Raw genomic sequence first — 23,827 nt, 5'->3', positions numbered from 1 at the left:
GTCATCCGAAAAGCGATGACAAGGGGCCCCTGCTTACCCCTCAGGCGGCCGTGAGGGCCGGGTCGGTGCGGGTGTCGGCGTCGGCCGGGCGCAGCGCCAGGGCGAGCACGTCGGCCACGTCGGCGAGGGTGTGCACGGTCAGCGCCTCGCGCACCTCGGCCGGCAGGTCGTCCAGGTCCGGCTCGTTACGCGCCGGGATGATCACCTCGGTCAGGCCGGCCCGGTGCGCGGCGAGCAGCTTCTGCTTCACCCCGCCGATGGGCAGCACCCGCCCGGAAAGGGTCACCTCGCCGGTCATCCCGAACTCCGGGCGCACCGGCCGGCCGGTCACCAGCGACGCCAGCGCGGTGACCATGGTGATGCCGGCGCTCGGCCCGTCCTTCGGCACCGCGCCCGCCGGGACGTGCAGGTGGATCCGCCGCCCGGCGAGGGCGTTGGGGTCGATGCCGAGCCGACGCCCGTTGGAGCGCAGGTACGACAGCGCGATCTGGGCGGACTCCTTCATCACGTCGCCGAGCTGGCCCGTGAGCGTCAGTCCCGGCTCGCCCTCCATGCTGGTGGCCTCGATGAAGAGCACGTCGCCGCCCGCGCCGGTCACGGCGAGGCCGGTCGCCACACCGGGCACCGCCGTCCGCTCCGCCGACTCCGGGGTGAACCGGGGCCGCCCCAGGTAGCGGGCCAGGTTGTCCGCGTCCACCCGCACCGGGGTCGGGTCGTCGGCCAGCGCGACGGCGACCTTGCGCAGGATCTTCGCCAGGGCCCGTTCGAGCTGCCGGACACCGGCCTCCCGGGTGTGCTCCCCCGCGATCAGGGTGAGGGCGTCGTCGGCGACGGTGACCTCCTCGGCGGTCAGCCCGGCCCGCTGGAGCTGCCGGGGCAGCAGGTGGTCGCGGGCGATGGCGACCTTCTCGTCCTCGGTGTAGCCGTCGAGGGTGACCAGCTCCATCCGGTCCAGCAGCGGGCCGGGGATGGTCTCCACCACGTTGGCGGTGGCCAGGAAGAGCACGTCGGACAGGTCGAGGTCGACCTCCAGGTAGTGGTCGCGGAACGTGTGGTTCTGCGCCGGGTCGAGCACCTCCAGCAGGGCGGCGGCGGGGTCGCCGGAATACCCGACGGCCAGCTTGTCGACCTCGTCGAGGAGCACGACCGGGTTCATCGAGCCGGCCTCGCGCAGGGCGCGGACGATCCGGCCGGGCAGCGCGCCGACGTACGTGCGCCGGTGGCCGCGGATCTCCGCCTCGTCGCGGACGCCGCCGAGGGAGACCCGGACGAAGTTGCGCCCGAGCGCCCGGGCCACGGACTCGCCGAGGCTGGTCTTGCCGACGCCGGGCGGGCCGGCGAGGGCGAGCACCGCCCCGGACCCGCGCCCGCCGACCACGCCGAGGTTGCGCTCGGCGCGGCGGTTGCGCACCGCGAGGTACTCCAGGATGCGGTCCTTGACGTCGGCCAGGCCGGCGTGGTCGGCGTCTAGTACGGCGCGGGCTGCGGCCAGGTCGGTGTTGTCCTCGGTACGCGTGGTCCACGGCATCTCGAGGACCGTGTCGAGCCAGGTGCGGATCCAGCCCGCCTCCGGGGAGGCGTCGCTGGCGCGCTCCAGCTTGCCGACCTCGCGCAGCGCCGCCTCGCGGACCTTCTCCGGCAGCGTGGCGGCCTCCACCCGGGCCCGGTAGTCGGCGGAGCCGTCCGGGGAGTCCTCGCCGAGCTCCTTGCGGATCGCGGCGAGTTGCTGGCGGAGCAGGAACTCGCGCTGGGTCTTCTCCAGGCCCTCGCGCACGTCGCTGTTGATCTGCTCGGTGACCTCCTGCTCGGCCAGGTGCTCACGCACCCAACCGACCAGCAGCTCCAGCCGGGCGGTCACGTCGGCGGCGGCGAGCAGCTCGGTCTTCTGCGCCAGGGTGAGCCAGGGCGCGTAGCCGGCCGCGTCGGCCAGCTCGGAGAGGTCGGTCATGCGCTCCATGGCGTCGATGACCTGCCAGGCGCCGCGCTGCTGCAGGACCGAGGTCATCAGGGCGCGGTACTCGCGGGCCAGCTCCCGGGCCCTGCCGGCCGGGGCGGGCTCGTCGAGCTCGGTCGCCTCGACCCAGAGGGCGGCGCCGGGCCCGGGGACGCCGGAGCCGATCCGGGCCCGGGACAGGCCGCGGACCACGGCTGCCGGCTCGCCGTCGGGCAGCCGGCCGACCTTCTCGATGGTGGCGATCACGCCGACGGAGCCGTACTCGCCGTCGATGCGGGGCACGGCGAGGACCTTCTTGTCGCCGGTGGCGCGCGCGGCGTCGACCGCGGCCTGGGTGGTGGGGTCGAGGGTCACCGGGACGACCATGCCGGGCAGCAGGACGGCGTCGGTGAGGGGTAGTACCGGAAGAGTTGCCATCGAACACCTGCCATCGCGTTGACTTGAGCGTGTCAGGCTCAAGTCCGGGCCGACTCCCGTTGTTCCGGAATGTGACCCGGGACACGCCGAACCCCGCCGCGCGGGCCGCCCGGGGTGAACCCGTACTGGCAAATTCCACCGTCGGGAGCGGGATTGCATCACCGACAAGTCGACGCGCCGAATGCAAACGGGGCATATTCTTGCGGATTTACCCAGGGATACGTCAAACTCGTAACACACCCCGCCCCACACAAGGAGTAATTGGCGATGGCCCGGAAAGTAATCACCGTCTTGACTGACGACCTCGATGGCGGGAAGGCGGATCGGACCGTCGAGTTCAGCCTGGACGGCGTGGCGTACACCATCGATGTGTCCGACGAGAACGCCGGCACCCTCCGGAAGGCGCTCGACCCCTACATCAACGCTGGCCGGCGAATCGGCCGAGGGCCGGTCGAGGCCGGCCGGACCGTCCGCCGCCCCGGCCGGGCTCCGGTCTCGGGAATGGACCGCGAGCAGAACCGGGCGATCCGGGAATGGGCCACCAAGAACGGCTACGAGATTTCCGACCGGGGCCGGATCCCCGTGTCCGTCGTCGAGGCCTTCAAGAACCGCTGAGCCGACACCGCGCCCACCACGCGGAACACCGGGGCCACGCCGAGATTCGGCGGTGGCCCCGGAGCTTTTCCGGTAGCAATTCCCACGGTCCCGCTCCGGCGGCGTACCGCCTGCCGGTCACGCCGCCCACGACCCGGCGCACGACGCGGGGCCGCCCGGGGCGGTTGCTGCCCCGGGCGGCCCGGATGTACGTACGGCGCGCGGCCGGCGGGTCAGTTGACCTGGATCCGCACCACGTCGATCGCCGGGGTCTGGTTGGCCCGCTCCATCATCGGGATACGGTGCGAACCGTCACCGGCCCAGACGGAGCACTGCGCCGTGCCGGCCTGCGGCAGGCCCGGCACCTGGATGATGACGTCGTCCGGCTGCGAGCCGCCCCGGCCGTCCTCGGTGGCCACGAAGAACGCCGGCACGTCCTGCGGGTTCGGGGGCTGCCGGGTGCTGTTCAGCATCCGGCAGGCGGTGTGGAAGTGCCCCCGCACCAGGCCCTGCCCGTTGAGCAGGGAGCTCTCCAGGTAGTAGCCGCCCTGACCCGCGGCGAGGAACCGGTCCCGGACCAGGTTGCGGGTGGTGACCCGCAGCTGGAACGCCTGGTTGCGCTGGACCTGGTTGGGGAACTGCGTGATCAGCAGCGACGGGTTGTTCGCCGCCGCGCCGACCTCGCCGAACGCGGTGCTGACGCACCGGTTGCCGTTCTGGAAGCCGTCGTGCGGCTGCAGCCGGCTGTTGCCGCAGTCCTTGGCGAGGACGCCGAGGCCGTTGCCGTTGTTGTTGCCGCCGTTGTTGCCGTTCTGGCCGCCGTTGTTGTTCCCGCCGTTCTGGCCGCCGTTGTTGTTGCCACCGTTGTTGTTGCCGGCGTTGGGGTTGGCGCCGACCGCGAGCTGGCAGGTGGCGAGCTGTTCGAGGCCCTGCGGCCGCTGCGCCACCCGGCCGATGGCGGTCGCGATGCGGCTCAGGGTCGCCCGGCGCTTGTCCGCCAGCGGCCCGAGGATCGCGTTCTGGATGAACTGCCCGCCGTTGCGGCCCTCGGCGACCAGCCGCTTGTTCGCCTCGTCGATCTGCGTCTTGAGCAGCTCGAGGTTGCGGTCCACCTCGGCCTTGGCGGCGGCCGGGACCTGGGGCAGCTTGCTGGCGACGTCGGGGCAGGCGATCGTCGAGCCGGCCGGGGCGGCGTTGGTGTTGGCGTTCGTGGCGGTGCCGCCGGCCTTGACCGACTGGCACTCCGCGACCGACATCTGCCCGTCACCCCAGTGGTTGCGCACCCACCGGCCGTTCTGCCACGTCTGGGTCGTGCTGCTGCCGATGTTCGAGGTCGCGCCGGGGCTGGGCGCCACGCACGACGCCGCCGCGGCGCGGGTGGTCGTCCGCCGGTCCCCGGCGGACGAGATCTGGGTCACGGCGACGATTCCACCGAAGACCGCAAGCGTGCCGACAACGGCCAGCAGCCGCTTGCTCCGTGCGTTACCGGATGACCGGCGCGCCCGTGGGGACCTGCGCATCGAATTGCTCTCCTTCTCGATCCGGTAGTTGACTCGTGACCCCGTCGGACCGATGAATTCGGGTGGGACGCCTCGGCGAGGATCACTGCGACGTTCCGGTCGCGTGTCGATGACCGACGATGCCCTTTCCTCATCGTCGTCGCGCCGGCCGGCGCGGCGGGGAGATCCGTGTCCATTCGGGCTGGAGTACGGACCCGCGACGGCCACGGTTCAACCCGGATACGGGAAATTTATGGAGAGCCGGGAAGAGCTGGTCACCCGGTGGACCGGGCCGGTCAGCCGGCGCAGAGGTGGTCGAAGGCGAAGCCGTCGCGCATCTCGTCGCGACGCTCCCGCAGCCGGCGGATGTCCCGGTCCAACTCGTCGCGCGCCACCAGATCCGGTCCGGCCGCCTCGACGTCGCGCAGCCGCTCGCCGACCGCCACGGCCGCCAGGTCCTCGGCGAGACGGCCGGCGTCCACGCCGCAGGAGAAGCGCTGCTGGACGACCTGCACCCGTTCCACCAGGCAGCGGCCGGGACGCACCTCCACCCAGCTCCAGCCCTCCACCGGGCCGTCGGTCCAGCGCACGTGCAGACCCCGCACGATCGGGTCGACCAGCCGGCGCGACACGTACGCCTCCACGGCCGCCGCCCGGGCGAGGGCGCCGAGGTCGTTGACGTGGCCGCTGCGCCCGTCCGGCAGCCGGCCGACGATCTCCCGGAACTGCACGGGCATCGCCTCCGCCGGGTCGTCCTGCCCCGGCGGAGGCGAGACGGCGTCGGCGTAGGCGCGCGCGTCGATGACGTACTCCACGATCCGGCGGCCGTGGTCGGCGGCCCGCAACGTGGGCGAGACGATCCGCAGCACCGGCAGGCCGACGGCCGCGCAGACCGCGTTCTTCATCCGCTCGGCGCGCTGCGCGGCGGAGCCGGCCGGGGCCGGCGGACCGATCTCGACGACGAACAGCGGACGGCCGCTGTCGCCGGCACACACCACGTGGTCGAAGCCCTCCCGGCCGGCCGAGTTCCACTGGTGGCCCGTGACGCCCGGCGGACGGCCGTGCACCAGCTCCCCCAGCCGGCGGGGGCCGAACACGACCTGACCGGCGCGGGTGAGGACCGGGGCCCGCCCGGTCGACGCCGCGACCGGGCGCAGCAGGGAGCCGTGATCACTACCGGTGCGCGTCATCCGCCTGTTCCGTCCGTCGGGCCGTCGACGGCCGAGTCTAGGCCGCCGAGCGCAACGCCCACCTCGCCGGTGCGGCCCGCGCGGGGTCACCGGTCCGGGCCACCGCGGGCCCGGCGGAGACGCTTCCGCCCCGCCGGTCCGCCCGGGGCCCGACGGATGCGACCGGAGATCCGATTCTCTAGGCTCAGCGCGTGCTGCACAGTGGACGGGCTCCGGAACTTCTGACCAAGCGCAGCCTCGTCGCTGTCTCCCACGCCATCGAGAGCGCCGCCCTGGCCACCGCCGAGGACGGCCCGCTCGTGGTGATCGCGCTCTTCCAGCGGATGCCCTACTTCGACCGCGAGCGGGCGGTCTACGAGCGGATCGCGGCCACGGCGGCGGCGACCGTGGTGGGCGTGGTCGGGCAGCGCCCGGAGGCGCTGCCGGCCGGCGCGTGCGGCGTGGCCCTGGACGAGACCGAGGACCTCGCCCGGGAGTGGAGCGTGGTCGCACTGACCCCCCGGTTCGGCGCGGCCCTGGTCGCCCACGACCGGGCGGAGGTCGAGCAGGCGACCACGCTGGAGTCGGGTCGGCTCTTCGACGGGCGGTGGGGGTTCCGCCGCGACGAGGCGCTGCACGAGGTCGTCCGGCTGCGCGACCGGCTCGCCGACCGGCTCCCCGGCGCGGTCCGGCTCGCCGTGGAGGAGACGCTGGCCCGGGTCCGGGACCTGCCCGCCACGCCCGGCGAGGCACGGGGCGAGGCGGCGTTGCGGCTGATGTTCTCCCGCGCCGAACGAGCCGCCCGGGCCCACCGGCCGGGCGGGCGGGACCGCGGCACCGGCACGCCCCTGGAACCGGCCCCGCTGCTGGACGAGCCGGGGATGCGCCGGTGGGCAGGCGCGGACGGGGTCACCGCCTCGGGCACGCTGCCGGTGGCGCTGGTCGGCGTACGGGTGGACGAGCCGGCGGGCGCGCCGGAGCGCTTCGGCCGCCGCAGCGCCGCCCGGGAGGCGCAGGCGGTGATCGGGGCGGTGACCGCGCCGCTGCGCCCCGTGGACCGGGCGGTGCGCCTGTCCGACCAGGAGTACCTGCTGATCCTGCCGGCGTTGACCGAGGAGCAGGCGGTGGCGGTCGCCGGTCAGGTGCACGAGGCGGTCGCCGGCCTGGCCCGGTCGTACCCGTTCGTGGCCTTCGCGGTGCACGCCGCGGTCACCGTGACCAGCCGCCGGCCGTTGCCCGTGGGCGACGTCCGACACGCCGTCGGGTGGGCCGCCCGGGAGGGGGTGCCCGTCGCCCGGTTGGCCCCCGAGTCGGCCGAGGTGCCCGTCGGGCAGCCGTAGGCGCGGCGGGACGGGGCCGACGGTCAGGCCACCGGGGTGACCTGGCCGTCGGCGAGCTCGACGAGCGCGTCGTCGTCGACGTCGTACGCGATGGTGTTGACGACGCGGACGACGCCGCCGACCTGCGCGGCGAGCCGGCCGGCGAGGTCGACCTCGCTGCGCCGGTCCAGCCGCCCGTCCAGGGTGACCTCGCCGTCGCGCACCCGCACGGTCACCAGTCCGTCCCGCACGGCGAGGACCCGCCGCAGGACCTCCCGCACCACCTCCTCACGGATCTCGGCGTCGGTGCGCAGGTGCACCCGCAGCAGGTCGCCACGGGTGACGATGCCGACCAGCCGGCCGAGGTCGTCCAGGACGGGCAGCCGCCGGACCGCGTCCCGGTCCAGCTGCCGCGCCGCGGCCGGCAGGGACGCCTGCGGGTACGTCGTCACCGCCGGCGCGGTCATCAGGTCCCCGGCGACCAGGGCGGCGGCCTTCTCCCGGGCCACCCGGCGACGCCGGCCCTCGAAGACCCGCCGCTCGTCGGGGTGCCCGACCCGTTCGATCCGGTGCAGCAGGTCCGTCTCGGAGACCACGCCCAGCACCCGGCGGAACCCGTCGACCACCGGCACGCCGCTGATGCCCCGACGGACGAGCACGTCCACGATCTGCCGGTACGGGGTCTCCTCCCCCACCGTCGCGACGTCCTTGGTCATCACGTCGCCCACCTGCCAGGTCCTCATCGCGACCTCCCTGCCGCCGTCGTCACGCCCGACGCTATGGGCACGCGGGGGCGGCCGGCAGAGGCCGTGGGCCGGTGCCGGGACGGCCGACGGACCGGGTGGACCGGGGTCGAAGGTCCCGGCCCGAAGCGGACCCATCGGCCCTGACGGTCCCACGGGTGCCGGATGTCCAATGGAACTGCCACCGGGAAGCGCGGTGCGAGGACAGGAAGGGACGTGGACACCATGACCGCGACGATCGAGCGGACCACCGCCAGGACCACCGCGCCGGCGGCCGAGACCACCAGGACGACCGAGACCACCCGGGAGCGGGCCACCCGGTACGTCCTCGGCGGCATCCGCCTCGCGCTGGGTTGGACCTTCCTCTGGGCCTTCCTCGACAAGATGTTCGGCCTCGGTCACGAGACCGCCGCGAAGAACGCCTGGATCAACGGCGGCAGCCCCACCAAGGGCTTCCTGAGCTTCGGCGCGGCCGGCCCGTTCAAGGGGTTCTACAACGGGATCGCCGGCGCCGCCTGGGCGGACTGGCTGTTCATGGTCGGCCTGGCCGCGATCGGCGTGGCCCTGCTGCTGGGCGTCGGCACGCGGATCGCCGCCACCGCCGGCGGCCTGCTCCTGGTGATGATGTGGACGGCCGTCCTGCCCCCCGAGAACAACCCGTTCATGGACGACCACCTCATCTACGCCGCGGTGCTGGCGGTCCTCGCCCTGGTCGGCGCGGGCGACACCCTCGGCCTCGGGCGGACCTGGAAGCGACTGGCCATCGTCCAGCGGTTCCCCTGGCTGAGGTGAACGGCAGACAGCACGTGCCGGCGGGCGTCACCTTCCGAAGGTGACGCCCGCCGGCACGTGTGCCCGGCCGGGTCACCGCCCGCCCGCTTCGTCGCGGCGGGCGGGCCCGCTTCGTTTCGTCGCGGCGGGCGGGCCTGCCGGGCGCCGGCCGAGGGACCGATGGAGATCGGCGGATCACGATCCGGCAGGATCGACGACGACCGCAGTGGACGCACCACCGAGCAGGAGGCGTACGGCATGGACAAGCCTGAAATCGGCCCGATCGAGGGCGCGCCGCCCGCCGATCTCGTCGTCGAGGACATCGTCGTCGGCGACGGCCCGGAGGCCCAGCGGGGCCAGCGGGCCACCGTGCACTACGTGGGCGTGGCCCACTCGACGGGTCGTGAGTTCGACGCGTCGTGGAACCGGGGCGACGCGTTCGAGTTCCCGCTCGGCGGCGGGCGGGTCATCGCCGGCTGGGACCAGGGCGTCGTCGGCATGCGGGTCGGCGGCCGGCGCAAGCTGACCATCCCGCCGCACCTCGGGTACGGCAACCAGGGCGCCGGTGGCGTGATCGCGCCGGGCGAGACGCTCGTCTTCGTCGTGGACCTGCTCGGCGTGCGCTGACCCGTCAGCTCCCCCGGCCGGGGGCGTCGGCACCCGCCGACGGCCCCGGCCGGGCAACGGCGGGGCCCCGTCGGCGGGCCCCGCCGCGCACCGGCGCGAATCAGAACGGCGTACCCGCAGGCCCGGCCGGCGCGGATCAGTCGGCGGGGATCAGACCCGCATCGGCGGGTGGGTCACGCGGCCGGAACCAGCGGGGCGGACGCGCCGCCCCGCTCGGCGACGAGCGGCACCAGCAGCCCCGGCGGCAACGCCAGCGGCGCGGGCGTCGCGGCGGCGACGGGTGCTGCCGCGGCACGGGGCGTCGCCGCGCCGACGGGCACCGCCGCGGCGGACCCGGACGGCGCGGGGGCGAGCGGACCGGTAGCGGCGGCGGTGGCGCCCGCCCGGACCGGGATGACCCGGTCCAGGCCGGTCACGTGCAGCACCCGGGCCACCATCGGGGCCGGGTCGACGAGCACCAACTCGCCGCCCCGCGCGCGGGCCCGGCGGTGCGCGGCGACCAGCGCCCGCACGCCGGCGGCGGAGAGCAACCGGACGCCGGAGAGGTCGAGCCGCAGCAGCGGCCGGGCGGGGGCGGCCCAGAGCGCGGAGCGCAGCACGCCGACCGTGGCGATGTCGACCTCGCCGGTCGCCCTCATCTCCACCACGTCGTCACCCACGTCGACCTGCACGTGGAACCGATCGCTGCGCTGCTCCATGACCACGAATCTAGCCCCACCCACCGACATTTCCGCCCTGCCCGGGAGTGACTCCGGGTACACCCAGGGTCTGACCCTGAGCCGCCCCGGATCCTCCCCTGGCAGGAGGCCGGGGGGCGCTGCGCGGGACCGCTCGACACGCCGCCGGACGACGCGCCCCGGCCGGCGGTGGCGGGGTGAGAATGGGCCGATGGTGGTACCCCGCCCCCGCGCGCCCCGGCCCATCCGTCCCGTCCGCGAGCCGGCCACCGTGCCGCCCCCGCTGACCGGGCCGTGGGCGCCCCACGACCGTCGGCTCGACGAGGTGGAGCTGCTGCCGCTGCCCGACGGCGCGCACGGGCCCGAGGACGTCGTGGTCGACCCGGCCGGCCGGGTGGTCAGCGGGGACGAGGACGGTCGGCTCTGGTGGTGGGCGGCCGACGCGCCGGCGGGCACCCCGGCAAGGCTGCTGGCGGAGACCGGGGGCCGGCCGCTCGGCATCGAACTCGACCCGCGCGACGGCAGCCTGGTCGTCTGCGACGCGTACCGGGGGTTGCTGCGGGTCACCCCCGACGGGGCGGTACGCGAGCTGACCGGCACGGCCCCGCCGGTGCACCTGGCCAACAACGCCGCCGTGGCCCGCGACGGCACGATCTACTTCACCGACAGCTCGGACCGCTTCCCCCTGTCGCACTGGAAGCACGACCTGCTGGAGCACCGGCCCAACGGGCGGGTGCTCGCCTACCATCCGGGCACCGGGCGGACGGACGTGGTGACCGCGGGGCTCTACTTCCCCAACGGGATCGCGCTCACCCCCGACGAGTCCGCGCTGATCCTGGTGGAGACGACCACCCACCGGCTGCTCCGGGTCGACCTGCCCGGCGGGGCGGCCACCGTGCTGGCGGACCTGCCGGCGTATCCGGACAACCTCTGCGGGGTCGGCGACGGGACGTACTGGATCGCCCTGCCCAGCCCCCGGCTGCCGGTGGTGGAGCGGCTGCTGCCGCACCCGCGGCTGCGGCAGCTGGTCGCGCTGCTGCCCGACGCGGTCCGGCCGCAGCCGCGCCGCTACGGGCTGGTCGCGCTGGTCGACGGCGCGGGCGCGGTGCTGCGGACCCTGCACGGCCCGCGCGGCGCCTACTGGATGATCACCGGGGTACGCCAGCACGGCGACCGGCTCTGGCTGGGCTCCCTGGTCGGCACCGGCGTGGCCCGGGTGCCGCTCGGCTGAAGCCGGGGCCGGCCGCGCCCGGCGCGTGCCCCGTCCGGCGCGGCGCGTGCCCGGAGCGGCCGGCACGCCACGTGTCGGGCGACGTACCCCGTCCGCGCTCGCGACAGGGGTCGGCCCGCCACCGTGCGGTGACGGGCCGACCCGCGGCCGTTCCTCCCGATGGTCAGCCGCCGCTGGCCGACGGCGTCGGCGCGGGCGAACCCCCGCCGGCCACCGCCCCCGGGTGCGGCGACGCGGTGTGCGGGCTGGGCCGCAGCCCGGCCGGGACGGGCAGGGCGCTGCCCTTGGCGAACTCGTCCCAGCTGACGTTCCAGGCCGTCCAGCCGTTGCCGGCCCGCAGCGGCACCTCGGTGCCCGTGACGGTGACGAGGTCGCCGACCTGGGTGATGCCCATCAGCCAGTCCGCGGCGGCGGCGGAGACGTTGGCGCAGCCGTGCGAGACGTTGGTGAAGCCCTGGTCGCCCTCCGACCACGGCGCGGAGTGGATGAACTCCCCGCCCCAGGTGAGCCGCTGGGCGTCGTCGACGTCGACGACGTAGCCGCCGTCGGGCTCGCCGCGGGTGTCGAACGTCGTCCGCTCGTGCTTCTCCATGATCACCATCTTGCCGCTGGAGCTGGGCGTGCTCGGCTTGCCGAGGCTGACCGGGATCCGGCGGACCAGCTTGCCGTCGCGGAAGACCGACATCTGCTTGCTGGCGTTGTCGATGTCGACCGAGACCTGCCGGCCGATCTTCGAGGTGGCCCGGTGCTCGGCGTCGCCCACCAGGTCCTTGCCGATCGGCAGCCCCTCCAGCGCCGCGCGGACGCTGATCTTCGTGCCCGGCCGCCAGAAGTCGGGCGCCCGGTAGTAGGCCTGGCTGCCGTCCTCCAGCCAGGACCAGGTACCCGGCTGCGGCGGGTCGGTCTTGACGAACAGCCGCTTCTGCACCGCCGCGCGGGCCTCCTTCGGCACCCCCGGGTCGAACGCCACCGTCACGGGCATCGCGGTGCCGTACGTCTGGTTGCCCGTGAAGTAGAGCGTGCTGGTGATCGCCGGCTTCGTCGGCTTCGGCGCGGTGGTGAACGTCGTCGTGCGGGTGGCGGTCCTCCCGCCGTCCCCCGTCACCGTCACCTCGGCGGTGTACGTCCGCCCGCCGGCCAGCGGAGCGCCGGGCACCCAGCTCGTCCCGTCCTCCCGGGGCTCCCCCGCGACCTGCCGGCCCTTGTCGTCGGTGAGCCGGACGCCGGTGACCCTGCCATGGGCCACGCTCGTGCCGATCTCGGCACTGACCGGGACGTCCCGGGTCCGGTCGGCGGGCGTCAGCTCGACCGCTGGCGGCGGCGTGACCCGCGCGGCCCGCTCGGCGGCCTTCCTCTCCCCGGCGGTGCATCCGCCGAGGACCAGTGGTGTGGCTGCGATGGTTACCGCCAATAGCGTCAATCGCCGCCTCACGTCCATGTTCCGCACCCCTTTTCCGCTCCCCTTTGGCCACATTCTGTACGGCGTTACGGGAGGCCCGGTGCAGTTTCCGAAAAAGGCGCGGAGCTATTGTCGGCAGTTTCGGCGACGGCGGGTCGAAAATGGTGAACCGCGCCCGGAGGGCCCGGTGTCACCGATCGGCCCTTCCGCCGACGGACGACCGGTTCGCCCCGCCGTCAGTCCCAGTCCTGGTCGCCGTGGTTGCGGTCCCACCGGCCGCCCACGGGAGGGGTGTCCAGGCGGGTGGCGGCCACGGCGTTGCCGGCCAGGTCGTTGTCCTCGACCCGGCAGCCCACGCAGCTGCCCCGCTCGGTGATCCAGAGTCCGTGCGTCTGGGTGCGCTCGTCGTGGTTGTCCCAGATCCGGTTGCCCCGGATGGTGGCCGAGTCGACGTGCGCGTTGACCGTGATCCCGGCCCGGCACTGCGGCGCGGGCGGCAGCTCGTACGCCGTCCCCGGCAGCGGGATGTCCCCGCTCCAGGCGGTGTACGCGTCGGGGCGTACGGGGGCGAGGGTGAGCCCGGTGTCGTCGTTGGCGGCGACCAGGGCGACCCGCTTGCCGACCCGCAGCACCTTGCCCCGGTGACCGTCGTGCTGCCAGCCGGCGGTCCGGTCGACCAGCGACCGCTCGTTGTAGCGGACGGACTCGCCGCCCCCGCCGTACGCGCCGGCGCACTGGCGGCCGTTGTTGCGGATGCGGTTGTGCAGCAGCACGGCGTCGACCATCGGCCGGTCGATCCGGATGGCGTCGAGGCCGTTGCCCCAGAAGTCGTTGCTGTCGATCACCACGTCCGTCGCCGCGCCGTGGTAGCCGCGCCCGAGGTCGTGCTCGTGGTAGCCGTACGCCCCGTTGCCGCTGATCCGGTTGCCGCGCACCGTGTACGGGCCCGGGGTGTTGCCCATGCTGACGCCGTCGCGGACGTTGCCGTCGATGACGCAGTCGGCCAGCAGGCCGCCCCGGCCGGCGACCCCGGAGGTGCCCTCGGCGGAGACGTCGAAGCCGGCCTCCAGGTTGCCCGTCATCGTGCACGCGGAGACGATCAGCCCGTCGGCGCCCCAGTCGGAGATGCCGAACCGGTTGCCCTGGCTGTGGCAGCCGACGATCCGGTAGCCGCGCGGCGGCGGCCAGTTGGCCTTCTGGAGTTCCAGGAAGATGCCGTTGGTGCCGTTGCCCAGCGCGGTGCAGTTGGCGATGGTGAGCCGCTCCACGGTGCCCCAACCGCCGATGCCGACGCCGATCCCGGCGCCGCCCATCTCCTGGCCGTTGTCGAGGCGGCCGCAGCCGACGACCACCACCCCCTCGATCAGGCTGTCCTGGAGGAAGTCGCAGCCCAGGCCGGTGGCCGCCGTGTGGTGGATGTAGAGGTTGCGGAAGACGCCGCGCACCACGTACTGCAGGCCGAGGCCCTTGGCGAGGTAGTTGTACTCGGCCATGGCCACGCCGGAGCCGTCGATCTCGAAGTCGGCGAAGGTGCAGTCGGCGATGTGCCGGTCGCGGTCCGCGCCGTGCTGGAGGGTGGTCCAGAACGCCAGCGGCGTCGGGTCGGCCCGGTTGCCCTCGTTGCTGAGCAGGAACCGGGTCGCGCCGGGGCCGGCCCCGATCAGAGACACCCCGCTGCGCCAGACCGTGCCCGCGTCGCGGATGGAGTAGATGCCGGGCGGGCAGTAGATGACCCGGGCCCGCCCGTCGGCAGCGTAGCCGTCGCCGAGGCGGTCCACGAGGGCGGCGAGCGCCGGCTGGTCGTTGGTCACCCCGTCGCCGCGCAGCCCGTACTGGGTGGCGTCGCAGTGCAGCGGCGCCCCGGCGACGGCCGGGCGACGGTCTCGGACGGCGGCGGGCAGGCCCTGGTACGGCACTGCGCTCTCCCCTCGCGCGGGCGGGCGACCGGGCGGTCGCGGGCGGTCGACCGGCGGTCGTCGCCCGCACGGATTTCCCGGCAAGGGCGGGGAGAAACGGGAGGGGAAAAGGATCGGATCGAGCTGACCGGATGCTCGGTCGAATGAGCGGCGATCCGGATCGGGAACGTATTTCCGGCCCATTCGGCGGGGCGCGAGCAAAAGGGGACGGCAGGAGCGCGGGGGCGGACGGAAAGGGACGTTTCCGGTCCCGGCGGCGCGCTGCCGCCGGGACCGGCTCACACGTTGGCGACCAGCAGGGCGGGCTGCTCCACGCAGTCCGCGACGTGCCGCAGGAAGCCGCCGGCCACCCCGCCGTCGCAGACCCGGTGGTCGAAGGTGAGGCTGAGCTGCGTCACCTTGCGCACGGCGAGCTGCCCGTCGACGACCCACGGCTTGTCCACGATCCGTCCCACGCCGAGCAGCGCCGCCTCCGGGTGGTTGATGATCGGGGTGGAGCCGTCGACGCCGAACACGCCGTAGTTGTTGAGGGTGAACGTGCCGCCGGTGAGGCGGGCCGGCGGCAGGGTGCCGGCCCGGGCGGCGGCGGTGGTCCCGGCCAGCGCCGCGGCCAGCTCCCGGGTGGTCAGCAGGTGCGCGTCGCGCAGCACCGGGACGACCAGGCCCCGGTCGGTCTGCGCGGCGATGCCCAGGTGCACCCCGCGGGACTGGACGATCCGCTGCCCCTCGGTGTCGACGCGCGCGTTGAGCTGCGGGAAGCGGCGCAGGCCGCTGAGGCAGATCCGGGCCAGCAGGGCCAGCAGGCTCACCGGCGCGTCCGGGGTCGCGGCGTTGATCGCCCGGCGGGTCTCCACCAGGGCGGTGGCGTCCGCGTCGACCCAGATGGTCACCTCGGGGATCTCCCGCCGGCTGCGGGAGAGCTTGTCGGCGATCACCCTGCGGACACCGGTGAGCGGGACGACCAGGTCCTCCTCGCCCACCGGCACGGCGACCCGGCCCACCGCGGTCGGGCCGTCGGCCCCGCCGGTCGGGGCCGCGTCGAGGCGGTCGGGCACCGGGGTGGGCCGGGGCGCCGGGGCCGGGCCGGCGAGGGCCGCCTCGACGTCGGCGCGGCGCACCACCCCGCCCGGGCCGGTGCCGCGCAGGGTGGCCGGGTCGATGCCGTGCTCCCGGGCCAGCCGCCGCACGATCGGGGAGATCACCAGGGCGACCGCGCCCCCGGGCACCGCTGCCGGCCCGGAAGCCGCCGCGACGGGCGCGGGGGCCGGGGCGGGCGCGGAGTCGGGGACCGGTGCGGGTTCGGGGGCGACCGTGAGCCGGGGCCGGCGGCGGCGCCGGCCCGCCGCGCCGTGCCCGGTGCCGTACCCGATGAGGACGTTGCCGCTGCCGGCGCGCTCCTCCTCCCGGTAGGTGGCGTGGCCGGCGGGCTCGCCGCCGTCGGCGGGCGCGATGGTGATCAGCGGCTGGCCGACCGGGCGCGTCTCGCCCGCCGCCCCGTGCAGGGCCACGACCCGCCCGGCGTACGGGCAGGGCACGTCCACGACGGCCTTCGCGGTCTCCACCTCGACCACGCTCTGGTCCACCGTCACGGTGTCGCCGACGGCGACCCGCCATTCGACGATCTCCGCCTCGGTCAGCCCCTCGCCGAGGTCGGGCAGGAGGAACACCTGCTCGCTCATGCCGCGCTCCCCTGCGGCAGCCAGCGCGCGTCGGGCCGGTCGTCCCACTGGAGCCGCGCCACCGTGTCGAGCACCCGGTCCACGCCGGGCAGGTGGGTGTGCTCCAGCATCGGCGCGGGGTACGGGATGTCCAGGCCGGACACCCGCAGCACCGGGGCGTGCAGGGCGTGGAAGCAGCGCTCCTGCACCCGGGCGGCGATCTCCGCGCCGACCCCGGCGAAGCCCTGCGCCTCGCTGACCACCACGCACCGGCCGGTGCGGCGCACCGACGCGGCGATGGTCGCGTCGTCGAGGGGGACGATCGTGCGCACGTCCACCACCTCCAGGTCCCAGCCCTCCTCGCGGGCGGCCTCGGCGGCCTCCAGGGCGACCGGCACCGCCGGCCCGTACGCGATCAGGGTGGCGTCGGTGCCCGGCCGGCGCACGACGGCGCGGCCGAACGGCTCGGTGGCCGCCGGCAGCTCGGCCTCGGCGCTGGAGAAGTAGAGCTTCTTCGGCTCCAGGAACACGACCGGGTCCGGGTCCGCGATGGCCTCGCGCAGCAGCGAGTACGCGTCGGCGACCGTCGCCGGGGTGACGACCTTCAGGCCCGGGGTGTGCGCGTAGTACGCCTCGGACGAGTCGCAGTGGTGCTCGACGCCGCCGATGCCGCCCGCGTACGGCACCCGGATGACCATGGGCACGCCGAGCGCGCCCCGGGTGCGGTTGCGCAGCTTCGCCACGTGCGAGGCGATCTGCTCGAACGCCGGGTACGCGAACGCGTCGAACTGCATCTCCACCACCGGCCGCAGGCCGGACATGGCCAGGCCGACGGCGAAGCCGACGATGCCGGCCTCGGCGAGCGGGGTGTCGAAGCAGCGCTTGTCGCCGAACCGGGCCTGCAGGCCGTCGGTGATCCGGAAGACGCCGCCGAGCTTGCCGACGTCCTCGCCGAAGACGAGCACCCGCTCGTCGTCGGCCAGCGCGTCGGCGAGCGCGGCGTTGAGCGCCTTCGCCATGGTGGTGGTCGCCATCAGCGCGCGTCCTCGCGGTCGGCGGCCAGCTCGGCGCGCACCAGTTCCCGCTGCTCGACCAGTTGCGGGGTGGGCGTGGCGTAGACGTGGTCGAAGAGGCTCAGCGGGTCGACCTCGGGCTGGGTGTGCATCCGCTCGCGCAGGTCGGCCGCGTACGCCTCGGCCTGTTCGGCGATCGCGGCGACGGCCGCGTCGTCGAGCGCGCCGCGCGTGCGCAGGTACGTCTCCAGCCGGGCGACCGGGTCGCGGTCGCGCCAGGTGTCGACCTCGGCGCCGTCGCGGTAGCGGGTGGCGTCGTCGGCGTTGGTGTGCGGCTCCATCCGGTAGGTGTGCGCCTCGACCAGGTAGGGGCCGTTGCCGGCGCGGGCGTGCGCCACCGCGCGGGTGAGCACGGCGAGCACGGCGACGGGGTCGTTGCCGTCGACCTGCTCGCTGGGCACGCCGTAGCCGACGCCCTTGTACGCCAGCGACGGGGCGGCGGTCTGCCGCGACAGCGGGACGCTGATGGCGTACTTGTTGTTCTGCACGAAGAACACGACGGGGGCCTTGAACACGGCGGCGAAGTTGACGCCCTCGTGGAAGTCGCCCTCGCTGGTGGCACCGTCGCCGATGAAGGCCAGGGCCACGGTGTCGCGGCCCTGGTGGGCCTCCCCGTAGGCGAGGCCGGCGGCGTGCACGCACTGGGTGGCCAGGGGGGTGCACTGCGGGGCGGTGTGCACCCGGGTGGGGTCGTACCCGCAGTGCCAGTCGCCGCGCAGCAGGGTGAGCACCTCGACGGGGTCGATGCCCCGGGAGACCAGCGCCATCGACTCGCGGTAGGTCGGGAAGACCCAGTCGGTGTCGCGGACGGCGAGCACCGCGCCGACCTGGCAGGCCTCCTGGCCGCGCGAGGACGGGTAGACGGCGAGCCGGCCCTGCTTGGTCAGGGCGGTGGCCTGGGTGTCGAAGCGCCGGCCGACCACCATGCGGCGGTACATCTCGCGCAGGGCCTCGACGGGCGGCTCGGGGTAGTCGGCGCGGGCCGGCCGGGGCGTGCCGTCGGGGTCGAGCAGCCGCACCGGGTCGGTCTGCGGCAGCAGGGCGGCGGCCGGGTCGGTCGCCGCCTGCTCGCGGGCGGGTGCCTTGGTGGGCTTCTTGGCCGGCGGGCGGGTGCGCGGGGATGCCCTGCGGACCGCCTGGGGTGTGGTCGTCACGGCGGGGACCTCCTGGACTTGTGGTGGACCTATGCTCCTGCCGATGGATGATTGACTCAACACGCGCGATGAACGCGGGACGAATGGCAGGGGAAGGGGGCGGATGTGAGCCAGCAGGCCACCGGGGAGCCGGGCACGGAGGGCGGTACGGGACGTTCGGCCGGGCCGCTCGACGAGGTGGACCGGCGCATCCTCGACGAGCTGGCCCGCGACGGGCGGATCTCCATCCGTACCCTCGCCGAGCGGGTGCACGTCTCCCGGACCAACGCGTACGCGCGGGTGGAGCGGCTGCTGCGCGACGGCGTGATCACGGGCTTCCGGGCCCGGGTCGCGCCCGAGCCGGCCGGGCTGGGCACGTCGGCGTACATCGCGCTGACCATCCAGCAGAACACCTGGCGGGAGGTGTCGGCCGAGCTGGCCCGGGTGCGCTACGTCGAGCACGTCGCGCTGCTCAGCGGCGAGCACGACGTCCTCGCCCTGGTCCGGGCGCCGGACAACGCCACCCTGCGGGACGTGGTGCTGGACCGCGTGCAGGGCATCGCCGGGGTGCTGTCCACCCGCAGCTGGCTCGTCTTCGACGAGTTCGAGGGCACCCGCAGCCCGTGGGCGTGAGCCGGACTCAGTGTGGCGGCGGGGCCGCGAGGCCGGCGCGGTCGGCCAGCTCCAGCAGCGGCTCCAGCGAGAAGCGCGGGCCGTCCAGGCCGGCGTGCGGGTCGCCGCGCTCGGCGAAGCGCGCGGGCAGGGTGAGCACGTCGAAGTCCTCCGGCCGGGCGTCGTCCAGCTCCGCCCAGTCCAGCGGCGCGGAGACCAGCGCCGCCGGGGTGGGCCGGATCGAGTACGCCGAGGCCATCGTGTGGTCCCGCGACATCTGGTTGTAGTCGACGAAGACCGGCCGGTCCCGCTGCTCGCGCCACCAGGTGGTGGTGACCAGGTGCGGCAGGCGGCGCTGCAGCTCGCGGCCCAGCGCCAGCACCGCCCGGCGGCAGTCGCCGAAGCCCCACCTCGGCTCGATCGACAGGTAGACGTGCAGGCCCCGCCCGCCGGTGGTCTTCGGGTAGCCGACCAGCCCCAGCTCGGCCAGCACCGCCCGCAGCTCGCGGGCGACCGGGACCACCTGCGCGAAGTCGACCCCGGGCATGGGGTCGAGGTCGACGCGGAGCTGGTCGGGGCGTTCGGTGTCGGCGGCGGTGACCGGCCACGGGTGGAAGCGCAGCGTGCCGAGGTTGGCCGCCCAGATCACCACCGCCAGCTCGCCGGGCGCGACCTCGTCGGCCGTGCGTCCGCTGGGGAACGTCAGGTGGGCGGTGCGCACCCAGTCGGGCGCGCCGGCCGGCAGCCGCTTCTGGTAGAACGCGTCGCCCCGGTTGCTCTGCCGGGTGGCGATCCGCGCGCCCTCGAACACGCCCCGGGGCCACCGCTCCAGCATGGTCGGGCGGTCCCGCAGGGCGCGCAGGATCCCGTCGCCGACGGCGAGGAAGTAGCGCACCACGTCGAGCTTGGTCAGGCCGCGCTCCGGAAAGTACGGCTTGTCGGGGCTGGAGACGCGGACCACCCGCTCCCCGACCCTGATCTCCTGCGCCGCCGTGGCCACGACTGCCACCGTACGACGCCGCGCCGACGGGCGCAGGCAGGTCGGGGGCGGTGCGGCGGGCGTGCGGCGCGGCCCGGCGCGGTCAGGGCCTGCGGGCCACGCAGCCGTACTGCGGGACGATGGCCGGATCCTCGCCGTCGTCCGGCCGCCACCGCGCGCACGACACCAGGCCCGGCTCCACCAGCTCCAGGCCGTCGAGGAACCGGGCGATCTCCGCCCCGGTGCGCGCGCGGATCGGGGGCGCGGCGTTGGCGTTCCAGAACTCCATGGCGGGCACGTTCGCCTCGCCGCCCAGCTCGACGGTGGGATGGGTGAGCGCCAGGTAGCTGCCCGGGGGCATCGCATCCATCAGCCGGCGCACTATCGCCACCGCCTCGTCGGTGTCGAGGACGAAGTTGAGGATGCCCAGCATCATCACGGCCACCGGCCGGTCGAAGTCCAGCGTCCGGGCGGCGGCGGTCAGGATGGACGCCGGGTCGTGGACGTCCGCCTCGACGTAGTCCGTGGCGCCCTCGGCGGAGCTGGTCAGCAGGGCGCGGGCGTGCACGAGGACCATCGGGTCGTTGTCGACGTAGACGATCCGCGCGTCGGGGGCGACGGCCTGCGCGACCTGGTGGGTGTTGTCGGCGGTCGGCAGGCCGGTGCCGATGTCGAGGAACTGCCGCACGCCCGCCTCGCCGGCCAGGTGCCGCACGGCGCGGGCGAGGAAGCGCCGGTCGGCACGGGCGACCTCCCCGATGACCGGGAACATCGCGCGGACGTGGTCGCCGACCCGACGGTCCGGCTCGAAGTTGTCCTTGCCGCCGAGCCAGTAGTTCCACACCCGGGCGTTGTGCGCCACCGAGGTGTCGATGGGCTCGACCCGTTCGCCGTCGCGAACCCCGACGTCGCCGGACTCTGACACGAAAACTCCTCGGCTGTCGCGGATGTCCGGTCAGCCTAGCTCCGCGCCGGGCGGACGATCGGGCCGGGTCAGGACAGCAGCGCCACCCCGACGGCCATCAGCGGCAGCGAGACGAACAGGAAGATGCCGACCCCGGTGAGCACCCGCCCGCCGCCCGCGTCCTCCCGCTCGGGGGCCAACCCGAAGGCCGCCCGGGCGGGCAGCATGCCGATCCGGCTCAGGGTCAGGTCGCCGGTGAGCCCGAGCAGGGTGCCGACGACGATGAGCGCGACGCCGAGCCGGAAGACGAACTCGCCGCCGCTGACCGCCGTCCACACGCCCGCGGCGGCGGCGACCGCCACCAGCGCGACGACGAACAGCACGAGCGCCTCGCGCAGACCCCGGACCACCGTCATCGCCGCGCACCCCTCTCGGCCGGCCCGCGGCCGGCGCCCGTCGACACCCGCGCCGCCGGGGCCACCGGCGGCGCGGGTGACATTCTGCCGGGCGTACGGCCACGGCGCTGCCCCGTGCCGCAGGTGCGCGCCGGCCGGGTGGACGCGGTCCACCCGGCCGGCGCGGCCGACTCAGCTCTTCTCGCGCTGGAGCCGATCCATCAGCATCTGCTTGCCCTGCTCGCCCGCCTTGCGGTTGTTCTCCTGGATCTTGCGGAACCAGGTGGCGAGTTCCTTGTCGCCGCGCTCCTCGGCGTCGGAGATGTAGATCTCCATCCGGTAGACGTGCTCCAGCGACATCTGCAGCGCGTGGATCAGGTCGTAGTTCTTGTCCCGCACCGGACTGCTGATCTCCCTGACCATCGTGGCCACGGCCAACCTCCCCGTGTCTCGGCTACCGTTCGGTCCCGCTTACCCGCCGGGCCCGGTCGTACGCGCCCACCCCCGCGCGGCGGGCGGGGATAACCTCCGCCGTCCCGCCCCGTTGTACACGTCGCCAACTGGTCGATATCAGGGGAAACGGGGCATCGGATGCGCTTACCAGTCACGCCGGAAGGGTCCGCGCGGTCGACCTTCCGGGGAGACATCGAAGGGCTGCGCGCCCTAGCCGTGGTCATGGTCCTCGTCGGCCATGCCGGGCGCGACCTCGTACCGGGCGGCTTCGCCGGCGTCGACGTCTTCTTCGTCATCTCCGGATTCCTCATCACCGGCCTGCTCGTCGCCGAACTCGAACGCACCGGCCGGATCTCCCTGCCCGGCTTCTACGCCCGCCGGGCCAAGCGCCTGCTGCCCGCCGCGGCCGTCGTGCTGGTGGCCAGCCTCCTGCTCACCTGGCTCCTGCTGCCCCGCACCCGCTGGGCCGACACCGCCTGGGACGTGGTGGCCAGCGCCGCCTACGGGCTGAACTGGCGGCTCGCCGTCCAGGCCACCGACTACTGGGCCGCCGACGCGGCGCCCAGCATCGTCCAGCACTTCTGGTCCCTCGGCGTCGAGGAGCAGTTCTACCTCGGCTGGCCGCTGCTCCTGCTCGGCCTCGCCGTGCTCGGCGGCCGTCGCCGGCTGCGCCGGGGCGCCCTGATGGCCGGCTTCGCCCTCGTCGCGCTGCCCTCGTTCGCCTGGTCGGTCCACACGAGCCAGACCGACCCCGGCCCGGCCTACTTCGTCACCACCACCCGGCTGTGGGAACTCGCCCTCGGCGGGGCCGTCGCCATCGCCGGCACCCGCGTGCACCGGCTGCCCCGGCCGCTGGCCGCCGTGATCGCCTGGGCCGGACTGGCCACGGTGGCCGCGTCCGCCTTCCTCGTCGACCCCGACCGGGCCTTCCCCGGCTACCAGGCGCTGCTGCCGACGGTCGGCACCGCCGCCGTGATCGCGGGCGCGCAGGCCGCCGGTCGGTTCGGCCCTGCCGGGGCGCTCGGGTGGCGGCCGATCCGCGCCGTCGGCGCGTTGTCCTACTCGCTCTACCTGTGGCACTGGCCGCTGCTGATCGCCGCCGAGGCACGGTTCGGCGAACTCAGCACGCAGGCGGCCCTCGGCGTGGTGGCGTTGTCCGCCGTGCCGGCCGTGCTCACCTACCGGTTCGTGGAGAACCCGATCCGGATGTCCGAGGCCCTGCGGTGGGAACCGGCCGCCGCCCTGCGCGTCGGCGCCCTCTGCACGGGCGCCGCCGTCGCCGCCGGCCTGCTGTTCCAGCTCACGGTGTGGCCGCCCCGGCAGCGACCCGCGCTGGCGACGACCCTGCCGCCGCTCACCTCCTCCAGCGACCCCGCAGCGCCGGCCGGTCCGCCCGGAGCAGCCGTGCTGCGGGCACAGCCGGCCGGCGACCCGGCGGGTCGGGCGGTCAACCAGGTGGCCTCGATCGTCCCCGACCCGCAGGTGGCCGCGTATGACGGGCCGGGCGGGACCCCTGGTGAATGCCGGGCCGCCCAGCACGATGACGTGGTGGAGCCATGCAGCTACGGCGACCCGAACTCACCCGTGACCGTCGCCCTGGCCGGGGACTCCCACGCCGAGCAGTGGCTGACGGCACTGCGCCGCATCGCCCCCGCCGACGGGTGGCGCGTGGTGTCTTACACCAGGTACAACTGCCCGTTGATCAACATCGAGGTGTCGCGCAATCCTGGCCCCGACACCGAGTGCACCCGATGGAACCGGGCTGTGCGAAGCGCACTCACAGGTCCCGGGAAACCAGCTCTGCTGCTGACCAGCAACACCGCCGACTATCATCCTGCCGGAGCCGACGAGGTCCCGGCCGACGAGATCGACGAACGGATCACCTCGGCCCTGCGCTCAACGTGGCATGAGCTGACCGACGCGGGGGTGCCCGTCGTCGTGCTCCGCGACACCCCCTACCAGGACAAGGCGACGCCCGACTGTGTCGCGGCGAACCCGCGCAAACTGACCCGGTGCGCCACACCCCGCAAGGAGGCTCTAGCGGCGGGGAGCGGGGACATCCAGGAGGCGGCCGCAGCTCGCCAGCGCGACGTGCACCTGGTCGACCTGAACGATGCGATCTGCCCCACCGACCCCTGCGCACCGGTCATCGGCGGAGTCCTCATCTACCGGGACCAGCACCACCTCACCGCCACCTACATTGCCACCCTCGCCGACCGCCTCCGTCCCCACCTGACCAGGCTGTTGAAGTAGGCCACGGGGCCGCTTCGGCTGACGCGGGCCAGGGTTACCGGTCTGGGCGGC

The 23,827-nt window shown here is 74.5% G+C and carries 20 protein-coding genes and 1 pseudogene; 7 read left to right on the top strand and 14 right to left on the bottom strand.

Going from position 1 to position 23,827, the window contains the following annotated elements; translation table 11 throughout:
• Positions 1-40: 40 nt before the first annotated feature.
• The gene (lon, locus tag TK50_RS30095) at positions 41-2,371 is read right to left on the bottom strand and encodes an endopeptidase La (RefSeq protein WP_043968922.1); all 2,331 of its coding nucleotides are present in this window, start codon (positions 2,369-2,371) and stop codon (positions 41-43) included.
• Positions 2,372-2,638: 267 nt separating this feature from the next.
• Here lon and TK50_RS30090 point away from each other — a divergent pair, with 267 nt between their 5' ends.
• Complete coding sequence (locus tag TK50_RS30090) at positions 2,639-2,986, top strand: histone-like nucleoid-structuring protein Lsr2 (RefSeq protein WP_043968921.1); 348 nt, start codon at positions 2,639-2,641, stop codon at positions 2,984-2,986.
• A gap of 212 nt (positions 2,987-3,198) precedes the next feature.
• On the opposite strand, the gene TK50_RS30085 is transcribed toward TK50_RS30090, so the two are convergent.
• Both TK50_RS30085 and TK50_RS30080 read right to left on the bottom strand, forming a co-directional pair.
• A complete protein-coding gene (locus TK50_RS30085) occupies positions 3,199-4,485 on the bottom strand; it encodes a hypothetical protein (protein ID WP_043968920.1) in 1,287 nt (428 codons plus the stop codon).
• 275 nt (positions 4,486-4,760) lie between these two features.
• The gene (locus TK50_RS30080; RefSeq protein WP_043968918.1) at positions 4,761-5,654 is read right to left on the bottom strand and encodes a DUF2726 domain-containing protein; all 894 of its coding nucleotides are present in this window, start codon (positions 5,652-5,654) and stop codon (positions 4,761-4,763) included.
• Positions 5,655-5,845: 191 nt separating this feature from the next.
• Here TK50_RS30080 and TK50_RS30075 point away from each other — a divergent pair, with 191 nt between their 5' ends.
• Entirely contained in the window at positions 5,846-6,973 is a 1,128-nt protein-coding gene (locus TK50_RS30075) for a DICT sensory domain-containing protein (protein WP_229405386.1), read from the top strand.
• 23 nt (positions 6,974-6,996) lie between these two features.
• On the opposite strand, the gene TK50_RS30070 is transcribed toward TK50_RS30075, so the two are convergent.
• Positions 6,997-7,695, bottom strand: a complete 699-nt coding sequence (locus TK50_RS30070) for a CBS domain-containing protein (protein ID WP_043968917.1) — start codon at positions 7,693-7,695, stop codon at positions 6,997-6,999.
• Between the two features lie 216 nt (positions 7,696-7,911).
• Here TK50_RS30070 and TK50_RS30065 point away from each other — a divergent pair, with 216 nt between their 5' ends.
• Together TK50_RS30065 and TK50_RS30060 are read left to right on the top strand one after the other, a co-directional pair.
• Positions 7,912-8,487, top strand: a complete 576-nt coding sequence (locus tag TK50_RS30065; RefSeq protein ID WP_199486172.1) for a DoxX family membrane protein — start codon at positions 7,912-7,914, stop codon at positions 8,485-8,487.
• 237 nt (positions 8,488-8,724) lie between these two features.
• Complete coding sequence (locus tag TK50_RS30060; RefSeq protein WP_043969579.1) at positions 8,725-9,093, top strand: FKBP-type peptidyl-prolyl cis-trans isomerase; 369 nt, start codon at positions 8,725-8,727, stop codon at positions 9,091-9,093.
• 386 nt (positions 9,094-9,479) lie between these two features.
• On the opposite strand, the pseudogene TK50_RS35655 reads toward TK50_RS30060, so the two are convergent.
• Positions 9,480-9,791: pseudogene (locus TK50_RS35655) on the bottom strand (STAS domain-containing protein); the annotation flags it as partial.
• 190 nt (positions 9,792-9,981) lie between these two features.
• Between TK50_RS35655 and TK50_RS30050 the strand changes: the two are divergent.
• Positions 9,982-11,001 (top strand): SMP-30/gluconolactonase/LRE family protein, encoded by a 1,020-nt coding sequence (locus TK50_RS30050; protein ID WP_052504009.1) that lies wholly within the window; start codon positions 9,982-9,984, stop codon positions 10,999-11,001.
• Positions 11,002-11,164: 163 nt separating this feature from the next.
• On the opposite strand, the gene TK50_RS30045 is transcribed toward TK50_RS30050, so the two are convergent.
• The 5 genes from TK50_RS30045 to pdhA all read right to left on the bottom strand — a co-directional run bounded on the left by TK50_RS30045 (position 11,165) and on the right by pdhA (position 18,234).
• Positions 11,165-12,439: a L,D-transpeptidase gene (locus TK50_RS30045; protein WP_043969576.1), complete on the bottom strand. Its 1,275-nt coding sequence runs from the start codon at positions 12,437-12,439 to the stop codon at positions 11,165-11,167.
• Positions 12,440-12,636: 197 nt separating this feature from the next.
• Positions 12,637-14,316: a right-handed parallel beta-helix repeat-containing protein gene (locus TK50_RS30040; protein WP_043968916.1), complete on the bottom strand. Its 1,680-nt coding sequence runs from the start codon at positions 14,314-14,316 to the stop codon at positions 12,637-12,639.
• Between the two features lie 278 nt (positions 14,317-14,594).
• Positions 14,595-15,995, bottom strand: a complete 1,401-nt coding sequence (locus tag TK50_RS30035) for a dihydrolipoamide acetyltransferase family protein (RefSeq protein WP_043968914.1) — start codon at positions 15,993-15,995, stop codon at positions 14,595-14,597.
• Complete coding sequence (locus TK50_RS30030; RefSeq protein WP_043968913.1) at positions 15,992-17,008, bottom strand: alpha-ketoacid dehydrogenase subunit beta; 1,017 nt, start codon at positions 17,006-17,008, stop codon at positions 15,992-15,994. Before TK50_RS30030 ends, TK50_RS30035 begins: the two co-directional genes overlap by 4 nt.
• On the bottom strand, positions 17,008-18,234 hold the full coding sequence (gene pdhA, locus TK50_RS30025) for a pyruvate dehydrogenase (acetyl-transferring) E1 component subunit alpha (protein WP_043969575.1): 1,227 nt from the start codon (positions 18,232-18,234) through the stop codon (positions 17,008-17,010). The genes TK50_RS30030 and pdhA overlap by 1 nt, the downstream gene beginning before the upstream one ends.
• A gap of 144 nt (positions 18,235-18,378) precedes the next feature.
• Between pdhA and TK50_RS30020 the strand changes: the two genes are divergently transcribed.
• The gene (locus TK50_RS30020; protein ID WP_228986267.1) at positions 18,379-18,813 is read left to right on the top strand and encodes an Lrp/AsnC family transcriptional regulator; all 435 of its coding nucleotides are present in this window, start codon (positions 18,379-18,381) and stop codon (positions 18,811-18,813) included.
• A 7-nt stretch (positions 18,814-18,820) separates the two neighbouring features.
• Here TK50_RS30020 and TK50_RS30015 read toward each other — a convergent pair whose 3' ends face one another.
• The 4 genes from TK50_RS30015 to TK50_RS30000 form a co-directional block, all read right to left on the bottom strand.
• A complete protein-coding gene (locus TK50_RS30015) occupies positions 18,821-19,792 on the bottom strand; it encodes a DNA polymerase domain-containing protein (protein WP_043968911.1) in 972 nt (323 codons plus the stop codon).
• 82 nt (positions 19,793-19,874) lie between these two features.
• Complete coding sequence (locus TK50_RS30010) at positions 19,875-20,696, bottom strand: SAM-dependent methyltransferase (RefSeq protein ID WP_199486171.1); 822 nt, start codon at positions 20,694-20,696, stop codon at positions 19,875-19,877.
• A 68-nt stretch (positions 20,697-20,764) separates the two neighbouring features.
• A complete protein-coding gene (locus TK50_RS30005; protein ID WP_043969573.1) occupies positions 20,765-21,091 on the bottom strand; it encodes a hypothetical protein in 327 nt (108 codons plus the stop codon).
• A 171-nt stretch (positions 21,092-21,262) separates the two neighbouring features.
• The gene (locus tag TK50_RS30000) at positions 21,263-21,493 is read right to left on the bottom strand and encodes a hypothetical protein (protein WP_043969572.1); all 231 of its coding nucleotides are present in this window, start codon (positions 21,491-21,493) and stop codon (positions 21,263-21,265) included.
• 168 nt (positions 21,494-21,661) lie between these two features.
• Here TK50_RS30000 and TK50_RS29995 point away from each other — a divergent pair, with 168 nt between their 5' ends.
• Positions 21,662-23,776: an acyltransferase family protein gene (locus tag TK50_RS29995; protein ID WP_052504008.1), complete on the top strand. Its 2,115-nt coding sequence runs from the start codon at positions 21,662-21,664 to the stop codon at positions 23,774-23,776.
• The last annotated feature ends 51 nt before the right edge of the window (positions 23,777-23,827 follow it).

The organism is Micromonospora haikouensis, assembly GCF_000876225.1.
Taxonomy (GTDB): Bacteria; Actinomycetota; Actinomycetes; order Mycobacteriales; family Micromonosporaceae; genus Micromonospora; species Micromonospora haikouensis.
Note: the sequence above shows the minus strand (reverse complement) of the source record. Positions and strands in the feature narration are given on the sequence as shown.